19 protein-coding genes are annotated in these 17,338 nt (G+C 30.4%); 10 read left to right on the forward strand and 9 right to left on the reverse strand.

Annotated features, from left to right (window positions below):
- Positions 1 to 12: 12 nt before the first annotated feature.
- Together OWK30_RS04080 and OWK30_RS04085 are read right to left on the reverse strand one after the other, a co-directional pair.
- Entirely contained in the window at positions 13 to 2,100 is a 2,088-nt protein-coding gene (locus OWK30_RS04080; RefSeq protein ID WP_423323830.1) for a heavy metal translocating P-type ATPase, read from the reverse strand.
- A gap of 7 nt (positions 2,101 to 2,107) precedes the next feature.
- The gene (locus OWK30_RS04085) at positions 2,108 to 2,404 is read right to left on the reverse strand and encodes an ArsR/SmtB family transcription factor (RefSeq protein WP_423323832.1); all 297 of its coding nucleotides are present in this window, start codon (positions 2,402 to 2,404) and stop codon (positions 2,108 to 2,110) included.
- 134 nt (positions 2,405 to 2,538) lie between these two features.
- Here OWK30_RS04085 and OWK30_RS04090 point away from each other — a divergent pair, with 134 nt between their 5' ends.
- From OWK30_RS04090 to OWK30_RS04135, 10 genes are all read left to right on the forward strand, one after another.
- Positions 2,539 to 4,920, forward strand: a complete 2,382-nt coding sequence (locus OWK30_RS04090) for a heavy metal translocating P-type ATPase (RefSeq protein WP_423323833.1) — start codon at positions 2,539 to 2,541, stop codon at positions 4,918 to 4,920.
- Between the two features lie 46 nt (positions 4,921 to 4,966).
- A complete protein-coding gene (gene copZ, locus OWK30_RS04095; RefSeq protein WP_423323835.1) occupies positions 4,967 to 5,173 on the forward strand; it encodes a copper chaperone CopZ in 207 nt (68 codons plus the stop codon).
- A 371-nt stretch (positions 5,174 to 5,544) separates the two neighbouring features.
- Positions 5,545 to 6,552 (forward strand): uroporphyrinogen decarboxylase, encoded by a 1,008-nt coding sequence (gene hemE / locus OWK30_RS04100; protein ID WP_423323837.1) that lies wholly within the window; start codon positions 5,545 to 5,547, stop codon positions 6,550 to 6,552.
- On the forward strand, positions 6,552 to 7,499 hold the full coding sequence (hemH, locus tag OWK30_RS04105; RefSeq protein ID WP_423323839.1) for a ferrochelatase: 948 nt from the start codon (positions 6,552 to 6,554) through the stop codon (positions 7,497 to 7,499). Before hemE ends, hemH begins: the two co-directional genes overlap by 1 nt.
- 11 nt (positions 7,500 to 7,510) lie before the next feature.
- Positions 7,511 to 8,353, forward strand: coding sequence for a UbiA-like polyprenyltransferase (locus tag OWK30_RS04110; RefSeq protein ID WP_423323980.1), 843 nt, complete (start codon positions 7,511 to 7,513; stop codon positions 8,351 to 8,353).
- Positions 8,353 to 8,934 carry a UbiX family flavin prenyltransferase gene (locus tag OWK30_RS04115; protein ID WP_423323841.1) on the forward strand — a complete coding sequence of 194 codons (582 nt, stop codon included), beginning with the start codon at positions 8,353 to 8,355 and terminating at the stop codon, positions 8,932 to 8,934. Before OWK30_RS04110 ends, OWK30_RS04115 begins: the two co-directional genes overlap by 1 nt.
- Before the next feature lie 14 nt (positions 8,935 to 8,948).
- Positions 8,949 to 9,350, forward strand: coding sequence for a hypothetical protein (locus OWK30_RS04120; protein WP_423323843.1), 402 nt, complete (start codon positions 8,949 to 8,951; stop codon positions 9,348 to 9,350).
- A 9-nt stretch (positions 9,351 to 9,359) separates the two neighbouring features.
- Positions 9,360 to 9,836, forward strand: coding sequence for a hypothetical protein (locus tag OWK30_RS04125; RefSeq protein ID WP_423323845.1), 477 nt, complete (start codon positions 9,360 to 9,362; stop codon positions 9,834 to 9,836).
- Complete coding sequence (locus tag OWK30_RS04130; RefSeq protein ID WP_423323847.1) at positions 9,829 to 10,665, forward strand: HDOD domain-containing protein; 837 nt, start codon at positions 9,829 to 9,831, stop codon at positions 10,663 to 10,665. Before OWK30_RS04125 ends, OWK30_RS04130 begins: the two co-directional genes overlap by 8 nt.
- Positions 10,662 to 11,105 (forward strand): hypothetical protein, encoded by a 444-nt coding sequence (locus tag OWK30_RS04135; protein WP_423323849.1) that lies wholly within the window; start codon positions 10,662 to 10,664, stop codon positions 11,103 to 11,105. The genes OWK30_RS04130 and OWK30_RS04135 overlap by 4 nt, the downstream gene beginning before the upstream one ends.
- Before the next feature lie 320 nt (positions 11,106 to 11,425).
- Here the strand turns inward: OWK30_RS04135 and OWK30_RS04140 are convergent, their stop codons facing one another.
- The 7 genes from OWK30_RS04140 to OWK30_RS04170 form a co-directional block, all read right to left on the reverse strand.
- Positions 11,426 to 12,142, reverse strand: coding sequence for an enoyl-CoA hydratase/isomerase family protein (locus tag OWK30_RS04140; protein ID WP_423323851.1), 717 nt, complete (start codon positions 12,140 to 12,142; stop codon positions 11,426 to 11,428).
- Positions 12,143 to 12,144: 2 nt separating this feature from the next.
- Positions 12,145 to 12,942, reverse strand: a complete 798-nt coding sequence (locus OWK30_RS04145; protein WP_423323853.1) for an enoyl-CoA hydratase-related protein — start codon at positions 12,940 to 12,942, stop codon at positions 12,145 to 12,147.
- Positions 12,943 to 13,197: 255 nt separating this feature from the next.
- Positions 13,198 to 14,718 (reverse strand): ATP-binding protein, encoded by a 1,521-nt coding sequence (locus tag OWK30_RS04150; protein WP_423323855.1) that lies wholly within the window; start codon positions 14,716 to 14,718, stop codon positions 13,198 to 13,200.
- A gap of 12 nt (positions 14,719 to 14,730) precedes the next feature.
- Entirely contained in the window at positions 14,731 to 15,414 is a 684-nt protein-coding gene (locus OWK30_RS04155; RefSeq protein ID WP_423323857.1) for a response regulator transcription factor, read from the reverse strand.
- 44 nt (positions 15,415 to 15,458) lie between these two features.
- Positions 15,459 to 16,262, reverse strand: coding sequence for a 4Fe-4S binding protein (locus OWK30_RS04160; protein WP_423323859.1), 804 nt, complete (start codon positions 16,260 to 16,262; stop codon positions 15,459 to 15,461).
- Positions 16,259 to 17,023, reverse strand: a complete 765-nt coding sequence (locus tag OWK30_RS04165) for a 4Fe-4S dicluster domain-containing protein (protein ID WP_423323861.1) — start codon at positions 17,021 to 17,023, stop codon at positions 16,259 to 16,261. Before OWK30_RS04165 ends, OWK30_RS04160 begins: the two co-directional genes overlap by 4 nt.
- Positions 17,013 to 17,333, reverse strand: coding sequence for a chaperone NapD (locus OWK30_RS04170; protein ID WP_423323863.1), 321 nt, complete (start codon positions 17,331 to 17,333; stop codon positions 17,013 to 17,015). Before OWK30_RS04170 ends, OWK30_RS04165 begins: the two co-directional genes overlap by 11 nt.
- Positions 17,334 to 17,338: the final 5 nt, after the last annotated feature.

Genomic DNA, 17,338 nt, shown 5'->3' on the forward strand with positions numbered 1-17,338 from the left:
TGTGTTTTGCAATTAAGTTTTATATGTAAAAATTCTTAATGAATTTAGTATTGCAACTAGAGCTACTCCCACATCTGCAAAAACCGCTTCCCACATTGTAGCGATACCAAAAATCCCTAAGGTTATGAAAATACCTTTTACGCTCAGTGAAAATATAATATTTTGCTTTGCAATTTTCTTGGTATATTTTGCTATTTTAATAGCTTTAGGAATTGATAAGGGGTTGTCATCCATAATTACAATGTCAGCAGCTTCTATAGCCGCGTCTGAACCTAAGCCTCCCATTGCGATACCTATATCACTTGAAGCGATAACAGGGGCATCATTAATGCCATCACCTGTAAAAACTACTCTTTCATTTTCAGGAAGTTTTTCTTTTATTTCTTTTAATTTGTTTACTTTATCCTGAGGGAGTAGACCTGCATAAAATTCATTTATATTAAGTTTATCAGCTATTTTTTTCGCAGCATTAAAATTATCTCCAGTAAGCATTATGACTCTGTTTACACCTATTTGTTTGAGTCTATTTACAAGCTGTATAGATTCTTCTTTTATTTCATCATCGATAAGGATATAACCTAAAAACTTCCCATCTACAGCTACATAAACCACTGAATGCTCTACATCACAATCATCATGTGGTATCCTTTTAATATGCATCAGTCCATCGTTACCCACCAAAACTGTTTTGCCGTCTATGACAGTTTCAAGTCCATAACCTTTGATTTCTTCGAATGATTCAATTTTTGATTTATCTATCTGTTTACCAAATGATTTAATAATAACTTCTGCCACAGGATGATTAGAATTTATTTCAGCATAGGCAGCATACTCTAAAAGCTCATCTTCAGATGCTCCGTTTTTAGTAATGATTTTATTTATTCTAAAGACTCCTTTTGTAAGTGTGCCGGTTTTATCAAATGCTACTACTTTTGCATCTGTTAATGCTTCTAAGTAATTGCTACCTTTTACAAGTATACCGTTTTTAGCAGATTTTCCTATTCCTGAAAAATATGATAGTGGGATTGAGATAACTAATGCACATGGGCATGAAATTACGAGAAGTATTAATGCTCGGTAAATCCAACTTGCATAGGTTTGATTTGGCAGTATCGTTGGTGGTATGAATGCTATAAAGATTGCAGTATAAACCACAAATGGTGTATAATATCTCGCAAACTTGGTGATAAACTGTTCAGTTTTTGATTTTTTACTAGATGCTTCTTCTACTAGTTCTAAAATTTTTGCTATAGTTGAATCTTTATATTCTCTTGTTACTTTTATTTTTAAAAGTCCGCTTTCGTTTATCATCCCTGATAGTATTTCATCTCCTGTCTTTACCATTTTTGGGACAAATTCGCCTGTAATTGCTGAAGTGTTTAAAGAACTACTCCCTTCTACTACAACTCCATCAAGAGGTATCTTTTCTCCTGGTTTTACAACTATTAAATCTCCTATTTTAACTTCTTCTGGAATCACTGTAATATATGAGTTATTTTTAATAATAGTTACTGTATCAGGTTTTAAATTAAGCAGACTAGTTATAGATTTTTTTGATTTACCGACTGCTAGATTTTGGAGATATTCCCCCACATTGTAAAATAGCATTACTGCAACTGCTTCAGGTAGTTCTTTTATAGCAATTGCTCCGAGTGTTGCTATTAAAATTAAGAAATTTTCATCAAAGAGTTGTCTGTTCCTAATGTTTTTAGCTGCCTTAAATATTACGGGATAACCTATTAAGAAGTAAGGAAATAAAAATGCGGAATACTCCAAAAGAGGATAAGATGCTAATTTTGTTTTGTAAAAAAGAGATATTGTAAATAATATTAAAGAAATTAAAATTTTTACAAGTTCAAATTTATTGTTGATAAGATCGTCTGTATGTGTATCCTTTTTTGATAGGTCGATTAATTCAACATCTGGGTCCAATTTTTTTATAATTGTTTTTGCATCCTTATATTGTTCACTTTTAATGCTGACTGTTTTGTTGGTGAAATTAACTGATATTGATTCATCAGAAAGAGCTGATTTTAGACCGTTTTCAATTTTTGCTGCACATGCGGGACAATCAAGCCCTTTTAAAAAATACTTTTTCATATTCAACCTACCTATGTTTAATATGTTCTAACGCATTTTTAAAAAGAATATTGACGTGATCATCATCTAAAGAATAGTATATATTTTTCCCTTCTCTACGACTTTTAACAAGCTTTGCTATTTTTAGAGTATTTAGCTGATGAGATATGGCAGATACTGAGAGATTCAATTTTTCTGAAATTTCATTAACACAGAGTTCATTATCCTTTAAAACGCTCAATATTTTAATCCTTGTTTGATCACCTAAGACTTTAAAAAGTCCGGAAAGTGCTTCAATATCTTTTTCGCTGATAATTTCTTTCATTATTTCCTCTTTATGTTTGCTCAATTGTTCAAATGTAAGGTAGTGTTTTTGGGTTAATTTGTCAAGTAGTAAATTTAAAGACTTGATATCCTAAGTTTTAGGATTATAATACTAATACATGGTATGAGTAGGAGATGTCTATGAGAGAGATAATTTTGCCTGTTTCAGGTATGACGTGTGCTGCATGCGCTAGTAGGATTGAGAAAAAATTAAATAAAAAAGAAGGGGTTGTTTTTGCAAATGTTAATTTAAGCATGGAAAGGGCAAAAGTTAAATTTGATCCTCAAAAGTTAAATATAGCTGATGTGATAAAAGTTATTGAAGATACAGGTTATAGTGTGCCCCTGTCAGAAGTAGAACTTGATATAATTGGTATGACATGTGCTACCTGTGCAAATAGAATTGAGAAAAAGCTTAAAAAAACAGAAGGAGTTGTAGATGTTGTTATCAATCTAGCTACAGAAAAAGGTAAAGTGAGTTTTATAAGTACAATTATAGATGAGTCTGAAATAATAGATGTAATTAGAAAGGTTGGATATGATGCTGAAATAAGAAAAGATTCTTTAGAATCTTTTTCTAAAGAGGATGAGATTGCTTCAAAAAGAAAAATGCTTATTATTTCTACACTTTTTTCCCTTCCTTTATTGATAGGGATGTTTGTTCATTTTTTCAAAATAGAAAGTTTGTCTTTTTTGATTAACTCGTATCTGCAATTGGTACTTGCCTCGGTGGTACAATTTTACCCTGGTTTACAGTTTTACAAAGGTTCATATTTAAGTCTTAAAGATAAATCAGCCAATATGGATGTGCTTGTAGCGTTGGGTACTAGTGCGGCTTATATCTTCAGTGTTGTTAATGTATTTAGGGGAGGAGATCTTTATTTTGAAACTTCTGCTATTTTGATAACACTGATTCTTTTGGGTAAATATCTTGAAACAGTGGCAAAAGGTCGCACTTCTGAAGCAATTAAAAAGCTAATGGAATTGAAACCTGCAAATGCAAGGGTAGTGAGGGATGGAGAGGAAATTGAGATTTCAGTGGATGATGTTAAAGTCGGAGAAATTGTGATTGTTAAACCTGGAGAAAAAATTCCTCTTGATGGTGAAGTAGTTGAAGGTGCATCCTTTGTGGATGAATCTATGATGACGGGTGAAAGTGTTCCTGTAGAGAAAAAAGTTGGGGATGAAGTAATTGGTGCAACGATCAATAAAAATGGTTATTTGAAATTAAAAGTAACTAAAACAGGTAAGGATACTTTTTTGTCTCAAATAATAAAGATTGTGGAAGAGGCTCAATCTTCAAAAGCTCCTATTCAAAGGTTTGCAGATGTAGTTTCAGCATATTTTGTACCAGCAGTTATAGCTATAGCCATTTTTACATTTCTTATATGGTATTTTTGGTTAGATGCAGGTAATTTTACAAAAGCTCTCATAAATTTTACAGCTGTTATGGTTATAGCTTGTCCATGTGCACTTGGACTTGCTACACCTACATCTATAATGGTAGGTACAGGTAAAGGAGCTCAATTAGGTATTCTTTTCAAAGGCGGTGAATATCTTGAACTGGCTCACAAAGTAAATGCTATTGTTTTTGATAAAACTGGGACCCTTACAAAAGGGGAGTTTGAGGTAACAGATGTTGTGTGTGCTGATGGAGTAGATGAGGAGTATCTTATTATGATGGCAGCTTCTGCTGAGAAAATGAGTGAACACCCGCTAGCTCAGGCTATAGTTGGTAAAGCAGAAAGTAATAATGTGCGGTTTAAAGATACTACCCATTTTGAAGTACTTAGTGGTTTAGGTGTCGCTGCAGAAATTGATGGTAAAAAGGTATTAGTAGGTAATGAAAAGTTAATGCAAACTATAGGAATAGACTGTTCTGAACTTAAAAAAGTTAAAGAAGAACTTGATAGTGAGGGGAAAACTACTTTTTATGTAGCTGAGAATGAAAAGCTTTTAGGAATTGTATCAGTTGCAGATAGTGAAAAAGAATATGCAAGAGAAACAATTGAAAAACTTCAACATATGGGTATTTCTGTTTATATGCTCACTGGTGATAATGAGATTACTGCAAAAGCCATAGCAAAGAAACTTAATATTGATAATATATTTGCAGAGGTTCTTCCTAATGAAAAAGCAGATAAGGTAAATGAGCTAAAAAGTGCGGGTAAGATAGTTGCGATGGTAGGAGATGGGATAAATGATGCTCCTGCTCTTGCCACTGCTGATGTAGGAATTGCTATGGGAACAGGTACAGATGTTGCAATAGAAGCAGCTGATATTACTCTTGTAGCAGATGATTTGAGAAAAATTGTTGCTGCATTGATGCTGAGTAGGGCTACAATGAGGAATATCAGGCAAAACTTATTTTGGGCATTGATTTACAATATCATTGGTATTCCAGTGGCAGCAGCAGGTTTTTTAAGTCCTATCATTGCTGGAGCTGCAATGGCATTTAGCTCTGTTTCTGTAGTTACTAATGCTTTGCGTTTGAAAAAATGGGAGTTTAAGTTTTAAGTTAACTGAAGAATTTTTATCATAAAGATAAAAGGAGGAAAATATTATGGCAAGAATTGTAATTGATATTGAAGGAATGAGCTGTAATCATTGTAAGATGTCAGTGGAAAAAGAACTAAAGTCTCTTGAAGGTGTGCTGAATGCAGTTGTTAGTCTTGAAGATAAAAATGTAGAAGTAGAATATGATGATAAAAAAGTTACAATTGAACAGTTAAAAGAGGCAATTGAAGAAGCAGGATATGAACCAAAATAGATCCCTATTATAAGTGCTAGCATCTTTTTGATAAAAAGACCAAGATAAACAATTAAGGGTATTGCACAGTTATTTGCTATGATAATGATTTTCTGATAGTGTTGAAATTGCTTGGTTTTGCTCGCAATACGATGATAGCTCCCTTCTTCGTCATCGTATTGCGAGGATCGCGAACCATGAAGTTGTCTATTTATTATTAATATGTTATAACTATATGATAATTCGTTTAAATTATGTTTCATACATAGTTTGACATCCATAAATTCATTAAAACAAAATTTAGAAAAATGGGGGAGTTCCATTAATTTATTTTATTGCGATATTTAAAATAATTTGGTAATTTATAAAAAAATTAATGTTTAGGAGGAAGGATGTTTAACGATTTGATTTTAAGAGCATTAAATGGCGAAAAAGTGGAGAGACCTCCAGTATGGTTGATGAGACAAGCTGGTAGGTATATGGCAGAATATAGAGAAGTTCGAGGTAAGGTAACTTTTCTTGAGTTATGCAAGACTCCTGAGCTTGCTTGTGAAGTTACTTTGCAGCCTATTAGAGCTTTTGGAATGGATGCGGCTATTCTTTTTTCTGATATCTTAGTTCCTATTGAGCCCATGGGGATTGATCTTGATTTCAATCCTGCGCCTGTAATCTCAAATCCGATAAGGACTAAGGAAGATGCTGAAAGTTTAAGAGTTGTAGAGCCTGAAAAAGATCTACCCTTTGTAATTGAAACAGTTAAGTTATTAGTGGAAAAACTGAATGTTCCATTAATCGGTTTTTCTGGCGCACCATTTACACTTGCATGTTACATGGTTGAAGGTGGTGGTTCTAAAAATTTTGAATATATTAAAAATTTTATGAGGAATGATGAGAAGGGTTTCGAAATTTTGATGGAAAAATTATCGGTTAGTACATTAAAATATCTACAATCTCAAATAGATAATGGATGTAAAATAGTACAGATGTTTGATACGTGGGCTGGAGTTGTAACTCCTTATGATTATGATAAGTATATATTCCCATATGTGGATTATATTTTAAAGAATTTAAAGGGGGCAAAAACAATATATTTTGCGAAAAATGGAGCTACATTTTTTAAATCTTTAAAGAAGTTAAACTGTGATGCTTTAGGGGTGGATTGGACAATAACCCTTGAAGATTTTTCTGTGCTTACAGAGGATAAATTTGTTTTACAGGGGAATATGGATCCGACTATTCTTTTTGCAAAAAAGGATGTTATAATGGAAAATATTTTAAAAATTATTAATGAAGGGCGTAAAATTAAGGGGCATATTTTTAATTTAGGGCATGGTATTTTGCCTACTACTCCTGTTGAAAATGTAAAGTTCTTGGTGGATGTGATTAAAGGTGAAATTTGATGGATTTACTTTATGTAATGTATATGGGGGGACCAGATTCTTTAAAAGGTATAGAGGAATTTCTTTATAATCTTTTTTCTGATAGAGACATAATAGATTTTAAAATAGGTAAACTACAAAATTTTGTTGCTAAAATTATCGCTAAAACAAGAAGTAAGAAAGTAATGCCTGATTATATCAAAATGGGGGGAAGCTCTCCCCAGATAAAGCATTTACAAGGTTTGCTCAAAAAAGTTAAAGATAAATACAAAAAATATTATCAGCGAGAGCTTTTTACGGAAGTGGGGATGTGCTATTATAGCCCTTTAATTGAGGACACAGTTGAGACTCTGCAATATAAAAATTTTGATAAAATTTTTGTGATGACAATGTATCCTCAATATTCTTATACAACAAGTGGAGTTTGTTTTAAGCGTTTTTACTCAGCAATAAATGTTATACCACCAAATGGAAATTTTAAAATAATTCCGTACTGGTATAAAAATGAAAATTACAACAAATGTATTGAGAAAAGAATAAAAAATGCCGCGAAAGAACTCAAAAAGGATTTAAAAGAGTGCTTTGTTTTATTTTCAGCCCATTCTTTGCCTGAGTACACCTTGAAAAGAGGGGATGTTTATGTCAGACAAATTCATGAACAAATCGATATAGTTTTGAAAAATCTAGAAATTAAAGGGTACGAACTTGCATTTCAAAGCAGAACTGGTCCAATAAAGTGGCTAGGTCCAGAAACAAAAGATGTAATTGAGAAATTCCCTGAGAAAGGGATTGATAATGTAATTGTTGTACCGCTCTCTTTTGTATCAGATCATATTGAAACCTTGATTGAACTCGATGAACAATATATAAAAAAAGCTAGAGAGAAGGGGATAAATATTGTTAGAACAAATAGTTTGAATGATTCTGATGATTTTGCTGAAGCCATTATAAGTATTTTGGAGGAGTAGAGTTGGATAAGGTGTTGGCTTTTTTTAGAATGATAAAAATAGAGCATACTATTTTTGCCCTACCATTTGCTTTTACTGGAGCAATCATTGCTGCAAAAGGTTTACCATCTTTGGACAAGATATTTTGGATAGCTGTGGCAATGTTTGGAGCAAGAACTGTGGCAATGGGATTTAATAGAGTTGCAGATGCAGAGATAGATGCGAAAAATCCACGAACTGCAAATAGAGAAATACCAGCGGGTAAAATAAAAAAATGGGAGGCTATTTTTTATATATTCATAGCTTTTATAATTTATGAAATTGCCACATATAAATTGAATCCTTTATGTTTTAAGCTTTCACTTATACCAATAGTTATTTTTATAATATATTCTTATACTAAGCGTTTTACATTTTTATGTCATATTGTTTTAGGTATTGCCCTAGGACTTGCTCCTATGGGAGCATGGGTAGCAATCACTGGTAATATTGATTATAGGATAATTTGGTTGGGAATAGGGGTTATGTTCTGGGTTGCGGGTTTTGACCTTATTTATGCTATTCAAGATATAGAGTTTGATAAAGAACATAATCTTTTTTCAATTCCTAGATTCTTAGGGGTGACAAAAACAATTTATCTTGCAAGGTTTTTTCATTCAATAGCTTTTATTCTTTTTTTATCTGCAAAATATCTTTTTAATTTGGGAGTTGTATATTTATTTGGTGTGGTTATTTGTGGTGTATTTATGGTTTATGAACATATATTGATTAAGCCACATGATCTTTCAAAACTTAATATGGCATTTTTTAATTTAAATGCATACATTAGTCTTACTATTTTTCTTTTTACATTTTTAGATATAGTGGTGATTTGATGAGGAAAGTATTTGTTGGAATAACAGGAGCAAGTGGCAGTATTTATGCAGGATATTTTTTGAAATATCTTTCAAGAATGAATGATACTGAAATACACCTAACTATTACAGATGATGGATTAAAGAATATAGTATATGAAAATAATGGTATTTCTAATATTAATGATTTTTTAAGGTCTTATGAGGTTAATATAGGGAATGTGGTTTTACATGATTATAAAAATATGGCTGCACCTATTTCTAGTGGTTCGTTTAAAGTGACAGATTATATTATTATTCCTGCTTCTATGGGATGTGTAGGAAGGATTGCTGGAGGGATAAGTTCAAACTTGGTAGAAAGATGTGGTGATGTAGCTTTAAAAGAGAGAAGAAGGTTAATTATAGTTTTTAGAGAAGCCCCTTTAAACAGTATCCATCTTGAAAACTTATTAAAGTTATCAAAAAATGGAGCAATTACTATTCCTGCTTCTCCTGCTTTTTATCATAATCCTAAAACAATAGAAGACTTAATTCTCTTTATCATCGGTAAAATTTTTGATATAATGGATATTGATACTAACCTCTTTAAAAGATGGTCTTAAACTAGGGGGAAATTATGCGTGCTATTTGTAAATCATGTAATACTTTTATTGACTTTAAAGAAAAGGGTAAAACTGTCTGCAAATCTTGTGGCGCAGAATACAAATACATCAAAAAACCAAAAATTTTTGATGTAAAGCTGTTGAATGGTTTGTTACTTGAAAAATTATCTTTTAATGATGTTAAAGATGGTATTTTAAGCAGTAAATTTCTTTCAATAGACTATGTGGCTTATGAGTCAAGCCCATGGATTAGAATTAAAGACTCATTATTTAATATTTTTATCAAAGATTTGTCAAAATTTTCTGATAAACAGAATACTGTTTTTTGGAAAGTTTTATTTTTTGTTTCATTTTTTTTGAATATTGGAATGTTGGCAGTATTGTATTTATTTAAAATAAAGTTTTTAGGAAATTAGGAGGATATTATGAAGAATGATAAAACATTTGAGTGGTTAAAAGAAACTTTTGAAAAAGGAAAATTAGAAGTAACAAAATTGACGAAGATCAGTAAGATAAAGATAGAAATAGCATCGTTAATTAAAAAAAGAGATGAGAGATTGAAATTATTAGGTAAAAAAGTAGTGGCGCTGTTAGATGAAGGGGGTTTGGTAGAAGAAGAATTAATGGGAGAGTATGAAATTATTAAAGATATTGATGCAAAAATTGATGAGCTTAATGAATTGATAGATAATATAAAAGCTGAAAAATATGAATGGAAGAGGGAAGATATTGAAGATTTAGAAGAAGAAACTGTTTCTGCGTCAGAGGCTGTAGATAAAGTTGAAGAAGAAAGGGAGATAGTTGAGAAATCACAAGTTAATGAAGATGAACCAAAAACAACCGTGGTAACTAATGAAGAAATGGAAGATAAGGAGGTAAAGGGAAGTAAGGACAATGAGTAGAGAGTTATTGGAAAAGTTAGAGACGATTGAAGATTTACCGACTATGCCACAGACTGCAAAAAAAGTGTTGGATATTTTAAATAGACCAGATTTTTCTTTTGCAGAGTTAGTGTCGGTAATTTCAAAAGATATGAATATTACAGCATCTATTTTGCGCCTTGCAAATTCTGCTCTTTATTCTCCAAGGAATGAAATTCAAAATTTAACTCAAGCTCTTAGTTTTTTAGGTGCAAATAATATAAAAAATTTAGTAGTGGCATTGTCTACAAAGGTGTTATTTGAAAACTTTAAAGCAAGTTTACTTATTCATAAAGTGTGGGAGCATTCTGTAGCTGTGGCTATTTATGCTAGGATTGTATCTTTAAAAATAAATAAAAAAGTAAGCGAAGAAACATTTTTAATGGGGATGTTGCATGATATTGGTGTGATTATAATGAATTTGTATATTGAAAACTATGAGATAATGATAAGTGAAATTTATGGCAGTAATGAATCGTTGTACAAAAAAGAGAAGGAGCTTTTTGCACTTACTCATTCTGAAGTTGGGGCAAAGCTAGCAGAGATTTGGAAACTACCAGAAATTTATAAAGATACGATACTTCATCATCATGATTATACAAAATCAGCACATAAAGATTATTGTATTTTGATAGACTATGCTGATAATGTTATTAGCAGAAAGGGGATAAATGTTTCTAATTATTATGATGAGAATAAAATAAAAGAAATTGAAAAGTTTTTAAATATAGATGAAGAAACTGCACAAGAAATAGAAAGTATTTTTGAAGAAGTTTATAATAGTGAAAAGGAGATATTTGCATTAAAATGAAAAAAGTAGTTTTAATACTTTTGTCTATTTCAGTATTTGGCTGTATGGTCAGCTTTAACTTTAAAAGTAATAAAAACTTGACCAGAAATTATGATTATTCTCAGAAGAATAATGATTTTTTAGTTTATTACAATGTAAAAAAAACTGATGGAATAAAGACTATTGAGATTGTGTTAAAAAATAACAGAAACTATGTTATGGGTAATTTGAAATTGAGAGTAAGAGTTAAGAATATTTCTGATAGATACTTTTATATAAACAGACTCAAATCTTCAAATATAAAAAAAATAGAATTAAAAATACCTGCAGATGTGAAATATATAGATTTTGAATATGAATACAATTTAGAACATGACGATAGTTTTATTAATCCTTCTTATCGTGTAGTAGATAGACAAGAATACATTTATAAAGGTAATTTTGAATTATTTATAAAATAGCTATTAAAGTGAAGATGAAAGAAAATATATTAAATTGGAATGGTTCAAAATCTATCGATTTAGTATATTGCACAGAATACAGCTAAATATAATAAGATTGCTTAGTTGCTTATGCTCTTTGTGATGACTTAACATTGTGAGCATGAGCACAACAATATATTGTTTATTATGATGTTACACGTTGAAAAGTTGCTTATTGTGCAATACCCTAACTGTTTATTCTTCTCTACTTTATTCTAAACTATTTTAAGAACTCTAACCTTTTAAACATGCAAAATTTTCAATTTCTATTTACCTGTTTTATTTTCAGTGTTACTCATTTATGGTACAAAAATATTTAAAGATTCAATAACTTTTTTGTCTTTTTCAAAGGCTGTTTCTATATCCACAAACATTCTTCTTTTTAATTCAGCATAAATTCCTCTTGCTTTATTAAAGGATTTTGCAAATTCAAAAGAAAATGTTTTTAGTTGTTCCAAGTCATCTGTAGCTTTATGAATAACACCCATTCCTTCAAGTTCTTTTGCAGTGTATCTTTTACCTGTAAAAACCATTTCTTGAAACTTCTGATAGGGGATAGCCTTTTTTGCAAAAGCTATCATAGAAGGTAAAAATGGAATTTTTACATCTACTTCAGGAAAACAGAAAAAACCTCTATCATTTCTCATAAATCTAAAATCACAACAACATGAAAGAAGGGCGCCATTTCCAAATGCATGACCTGTAATCTCAGCAATAGTAGGAACAGGATAAAAGATTATTTTTTTAAATACATTGTTCATCGTATATAAAAATTTTTTTACAGAGTTATAGTTTTTTGAGAAAAATTTTTTTTGTATCCATTCTACATGAACTCCTTGAGACCAGTTTTTTTCGTCACTTGAGGTTATTATTAACGCTTTTACATTTATATCATTTTCAATTTCTTCTAATGCTTGTAAAAGTTGAGAAGCAAATTCTAAGTCTTGTTTATTTTCGCCGCTGTCCATAATTATATATGCAACAGTCTCTTTTTTTTCTATTTTAAATCGTCCCATCTTTACCCCCTATTTTTCAACATTTTTTGTAAGTTATTGTTTACGTCAAGAAAATCTAAAAATGCTGAATTATGAGTTGCAACTGTATCAAGCTCTCTTTCAATTATGCTTTTATTAAGGTTGTTTATGAATTTCTTGGACCCTGAAACTGCATCTATTGGATTATTAGCAATAGATTTTGCTATATTTAGAACTTCTTCAAGCAATTCTTCTTTGGAATTAAATACTTCATTTAACAGCTGTATATTTTTTGCTTTTGTAGCATCTATATCCATGCCGGTATAGGCAAGATACTTTGTATTTCCAAAGCCGATGATATACGGAAGTCTTTGAAGACTTCCTAAATCTGCAATAATACCTAATTTTGTTTCACGAAGTGAGAAAATAGCATTTTTGGAAGCAAATCTCAAATCACATGCAGCAATGAAATCAAGGGCTCCGCCTATACAGTAACCGCTTATTGCAGCTATGTATATTTTTTTACCGTTTTCCATCAAATTCATTCCAAGTTGCATTTCTTTTATTAAGTTGTAAAGCTTTTCTCTTTTTGATTTGTTGTCAGTGTTCATTAGTTCTGGAAACGTTGATGCAAAATTATAAATATCGAGTCCTATTGAAAAGTGTTTTTCTGTGGAGTAAAAAACAATTACTGCAATTGTAGGATCATTTTCGGCCATATTTACAATTTGTGGCAATTCTTCGAAGAAGTCCCATGTAAGGGCGTTCATATTTTTATCATTATTAAACCGTACTTTTAGAATTGCATTATTTTTTTCATATTTGAAAAACTTAAATTCCATCAATAACCCCTGAATAGTAGTTTAATTTTTTAATAACTATGTTTTATTACAAACAACACAATATGTCAACGAGTATTTTCTTTTACGAAAAGGTAAATGTCGATATTTTTTTATTGACAATACACAATATAAATTGGCTTATTGTGTATTTGAGCAACTATAAATGATGTTATTTTGCAAAAATTATCTTTTATTCGGTATTTTTTGTATTTCCAAGAGTAATTTTAGATTCATATCTTGCGAAAGAGTTTGGTACTATTTTATAGGCAGCTTAATAATAAAGTGAGTATATTTATTTTCTTCCGATTTTACAAATAGTTCACCTCCAAGGTGATCTACGATTCTTTTAACTATACTTAATCCGAGTCCTAATCCAGGATATTGTTTTTTTATGTCTGATATTCTGTAGAATCTTTTGAAAATATTTTCAAGTTCTTTTTCAGGAATGCCTATGCCGGTATCTTTTATTGAAAGAACTAAATAGTTGTCCTTAAATTTTGTTTCTATTTCTATTAAACCGTTATCTTTATTATATTTTATAGCATTAGATATGAGATTTGATAGAAGAAATTCCATCAATGTATGATCTGAGTAAAAGGTTTTGACATCTATATTTTGAATAATTTTTATATGTTTATTTTCAATTTCGAGTTTATATTTTGATAAAACATAATCTATAAGATTTTTTATATCAACTTCATCATCTGTAAAATCGTAAGTTGAATATTCTAATTTGTTTAAGAGGATAATTTTATCAAAAAGGTCTTTTAAAATTCTGGAGTTTCTTAGGATTATTTCTAAACATCTTTCTATTTGTGTACGGTTATTACTGCTTTGGATAATGTCTGTACAGGAAATTAGTTTTGTAAGAGGGGTTCTTACTTCATGGGCTAATGAATCAATGATATCTGATTTGAATTGATTCATTTTTTTTAGATTTTCGTTAGTTTTTTTCAGTTCTTCTAAAGCTATAGCATATTTGCCTACTGCATGGTTTATTTTGTTTTTTAACTCGCTTTCATGTATTCTTAGCTCTTTTATCATCATGTTGAATGCATTAGCAAGATCTTCAAACTCATCTTTTGTTTTTAAATCAACATAGATGTTGAAGTTACGTTTTTCTATTTCTTTTGTGGCTGATTCGAGTGATTTCAATGGGTTAAGGACACTTTTCTTTAATAATACAATAAGCATAATATTAAGAAATAAATACATTGTTATTCCTGAAATAATGAAAAGAATAAGTTGCTGCCTAAGATTATGTATTATATCTTTCAAAGGGATAAAAACGGATATTCCTCCACGTAGCTCACCTATTTTGTATCCTTGGTAATGGTGGCATTGTATACATGATTTATTAATATAAAGAGGGGCCATATACCGATATACTTTTCCGTATTTTTCATCTAATTCAATCTTTTCAACTTCTTTTTTCCCTTCTCTAAAGAGTTTTAGAGCATATTTTTCAAATTCGTCTGGCTTGTTTTCTGGATTAACCAATTTGTCGCTAGTAATATGAAATCTAAAATTAGACATTATTAATGCATATTTTGAAAGCTCTTTTGTTGCCACTGCTGGAACAGGTTTAATTTTATCCCTATTTTCTGCAACCCATTGTCTTGTGATCAGTATCATGTTGAATAGTGTTTTAGCCTGGATTTTTGCCTGTTTCATGATTAGTTGTTTTTGATTGTTCCATAAAATTAAATAAAAAGGGGTTAAAATAAGCAATATTGCAATATTTAGTAAAATAATAATTTTTATAGTAATTTTCATTTTATGTTTATGCTAACATTCAAATTTATAACCAACACCGGGAACTGTTTTGATAAAATATGGTTTTTTTGGGTTTTTTTCTATCTTTTGTCTCAAATGTTGAATATGTACATCAAGGGTTCTAGACCAGCGATATAGGGAATCATCACCCCAAATTTCTTTTATTATTTCATCTCGTTTTATGTTTTTACCTGCATTTCTTATTAGAAAACTTAAAATCTCTAATTCTTTTTTAGTTAAATCAATATGCTTTCCATTTTTGTAGCATAACCCTTCTTCTAAATTTATTTCAAATGGAGGGAACGAAATTACTTTATCATTAATATTTGTATTTTTTGTTCTTCTCAGTACTGCTTTTATTCTTGCTAATAATTCAATTTTTTCGAACGGTTTAGTAATATAATCATCGCAACCGTATTCAAAACAAAGAACTTTATTCGATACTGTTTCTTTAGCTGTTAAAACGATTATAGGAGTATCATATTTTTCTCTAATCTTTTTACATATATGTTCACCGTCAATATCTGGTAAACCTAAGTCTAATAAAATTAAGTCGTAGCAGTTATTCTGAAGTAAATTAAAGCCTGTAATTCCGTTTTGAGCAGTAACAACTTTGAAATCCTCTATTTCAAGAAAAAGTTTTAAGATCTCAAGGATTTCAATATCATCATCTATAATCAAAATCTTTCTCTTCATAAGATATATTTTAGTAAATTAAAGATTACTAATCAAGATTAAATCTAGAAAAATCTAAATGTTAATGTGTCTTCTTTTTTATTATCAGGACATACGTCTACGCATTTACCGCAATTATGACAAAGGTAGTTACTCCCTTCGGTCATAGGATTGATACCCATAGGACAACTTTTAATACATCTTAAACAATTACTGCAATCTTCTTTTATTTTTTTAATATGAAGCCCTTTTTTTGTACGAAATATAGATAAAAAAGATCCAGTAGGACAGAAATATCTACACCAAAAAAAGCTTCCTAGTATAGCTTCAATGATTAACAAGAAAATAACAAAAACAATCTCGTAAGTAAAATAATGAAATTTTATTAAAACAAGAGCTTGTGATGAGATGATACCTGGTGCGGATATTAGGTTTAATAAGGGGATTCCAGCGACACCTGTTATAAAAAGTCCGCATATAAGAAAAGTAAACCTAAAAATATTAACTTTATTGGTTTTATTAAAACTTTTTAATGTGTTTTTTATTTTAAGTCTAGCTCTTAAAGAATATAAAAGTTCAACTAAAAAATGATAAGGGCACATCCAACTACACCAAACTCTACCTAGAATAAGCATCAAAAGTATAGGAATTATGATAGAGATAAACATGGTAAGAACAAAAAGTTTTGAAACTAGAAAAGCTTGAAAAATAGCCAGTGGATCGGCTATAGCTATATCTCCTACATCTAAAGAATAGAAAGTTCCCTTTATAAAATTGATCCCCACAATATTTAATAGAGGGGTTAAAAACATTATAATAAAAACAATTGTTTGGGTTAATCGTCTATATTTAGTAATTTTGTATTTCATTCTTGTTCGTCCCACTCATCAATTGTTTCCTGAACGTCGAAGTTGTATTCAAAGGTAGGTTTTTTACCGAAAGATGAGATACTTTCTTTTTTTCTTACTTCTTTTTCTGTTTTTTCTAGTAAGGTATCTTTTAGGTTTTTAGATTTTCTTTGAGCTTTAATTTTTAGTTTTCTATAGTAAAATCCGGCTAATTCTTTTTCTTCCATTCCTTTTGGGATAATATTTATAGATTTTGGAGTTGTTGGGCATTTTTCTGTACAGACGCCGCAGCCCGTACAAGAATCTGTAATGACAGGTAAAATAAATTGTTCCATAATTATTGCTGTATCTCTAAGTGGACATACATCATAGCAAATACTACATAGAAGTGCATTTTCACTTATACCTTTTATTTCATCAGCAAAATACTTGAAATTTAAACAGGATTTTTGATTTATTATTGCAATCCCTATTTCTACTTGTTCAGGTTTTGTTATATCGTTATCTAAAGCACCAGTTGGGCAAACAGATGGACATTTCATACAGAGATAGCAGCCTTTTTCTTCAGCGAAAATATAAGGTGTACCGATTTGTAATCTCTCAAAAACGTCTGCTCTTTTAATAGAATCGTAAGGGCATACTTCAATACAACGTGCACACCTAATACATAATTCCATAAATTTAGATTCTTCTTGTGCGCCTGGTGGGCGCATCCTGTTTTTTTTAAAAAAACCTTTAAACGGATTTCGGTTTAGGAAATTTTTTAAATCGTCAATTTTCATGGGTAGCTTTTCTTCGTTCGCTTTTAGAAAAACCTGTGAGATCAGGTTTCTCTCCTGTTTTCAAAATTCTTTCTACCTCTTCTTCGAAATGTAGGTAATGAGGTGAAATATCAATTATATATTCGTATTGTTTTAGTTCATTAATAAGTTTTTCTATTTGTTTATCTGTTTCGGCCTCAATTGTGACGACCAAAAGTTGATTATCTTCAGATTTTGTATATACTGTTATTTCTTTGTATTTTAATACAACTTCTTCCACTTTCTTAAACTGTTTATCTTTAACAAAAATAATACATCCGCAATAGAGCATTTTAA

Origin of the sequence: Deferribacter abyssi, from assembly GCF_049472655.1 — a bacterium.
GTDB classification, from domain to species: Bacteria; Chrysiogenota; Deferribacteres; order Deferribacterales; family Deferribacteraceae; genus Deferribacter; species Deferribacter abyssi.

Bases quoted from the DNA above. Each gene is read 5' to 3' on its own strand.
- OWK30_RS04080 (WP_423323830.1), bottom strand. From the start codon at position 2,100: ATGAAAAAGTATTTTTTAAAAGGGCTTGATTGTCCCGCATGTGCAGCA.
- OWK30_RS04085 (WP_423323832.1), bottom strand. From the start codon at position 2,404: ATGAAAGAAATTATCAGCGAAAAAGATATTGAAGCACTTTCCGGACTT.
- OWK30_RS04090 (WP_423323833.1), top strand. From the start codon at position 2,539: ATGTCTATGAGAGAGATAATTTTGCCTGTTTCAGGTATGACGTGTGCT.
- copZ (WP_423323835.1), top strand. From the start codon at position 4,967: ATGGCAAGAATTGTAATTGATATTGAAGGAATGAGCTGTAATCATTGT.
- hemE (WP_423323837.1), top strand. From the start codon at position 5,545: ATGTTTAACGATTTGATTTTAAGAGCATTAAATGGCGAAAAAGTGGAG.
- hemH (WP_423323839.1), top strand. From the start codon at position 6,552: ATGGATTTACTTTATGTAATGTATATGGGGGGACCAGATTCTTTAAAA.
- OWK30_RS04115 (WP_423323841.1), top strand. From the start codon at position 8,353: ATGAGGAAAGTATTTGTTGGAATAACAGGAGCAAGTGGCAGTATTTAT.
- OWK30_RS04120 (WP_423323843.1), top strand. From the start codon at position 8,949: ATGCGTGCTATTTGTAAATCATGTAATACTTTTATTGACTTTAAAGAA.
- OWK30_RS04125 (WP_423323845.1), top strand. From the start codon at position 9,360: ATGAAGAATGATAAAACATTTGAGTGGTTAAAAGAAACTTTTGAAAAA.
- OWK30_RS04130 (WP_423323847.1), top strand. From the start codon at position 9,829: ATGAGTAGAGAGTTATTGGAAAAGTTAGAGACGATTGAAGATTTACCG.
- OWK30_RS04135 (WP_423323849.1), top strand. From the start codon at position 10,662: ATGAAAAAAGTAGTTTTAATACTTTTGTCTATTTCAGTATTTGGCTGT.
- OWK30_RS04140 (WP_423323851.1), bottom strand. From the start codon at position 12,142: ATGGGACGATTTAAAATAGAAAAAAAAGAGACTGTTGCATATATAATT.
- OWK30_RS04145 (WP_423323853.1), bottom strand. From the start codon at position 12,942: ATGGAATTTAAGTTTTTCAAATATGAAAAAAATAATGCAATTCTAAAA.
- OWK30_RS04150 (WP_423323855.1), bottom strand. From the start codon at position 14,718: ATGAAAATTACTATAAAAATTATTATTTTACTAAATATTGCAATATTG.
- OWK30_RS04155 (WP_423323857.1), bottom strand. From the start codon at position 15,414: ATGAAGAGAAAGATTTTGATTATAGATGATGATATTGAAATCCTTGAG.
- OWK30_RS04160 (WP_423323859.1), bottom strand. From the start codon at position 16,262: ATGAAATACAAAATTACTAAATATAGACGATTAACCCAAACAATTGTT.
- OWK30_RS04165 (WP_423323861.1), bottom strand. From the start codon at position 17,023: ATGAAAATTGACGATTTAAAAAATTTCCTAAACCGAAATCCGTTTAAA.
- OWK30_RS04170 (WP_423323863.1), bottom strand. From the start codon at position 17,333: ATGCTCTATTGCGGATGTATTATTTTTGTTAAAGATAAACAGTTTAAG.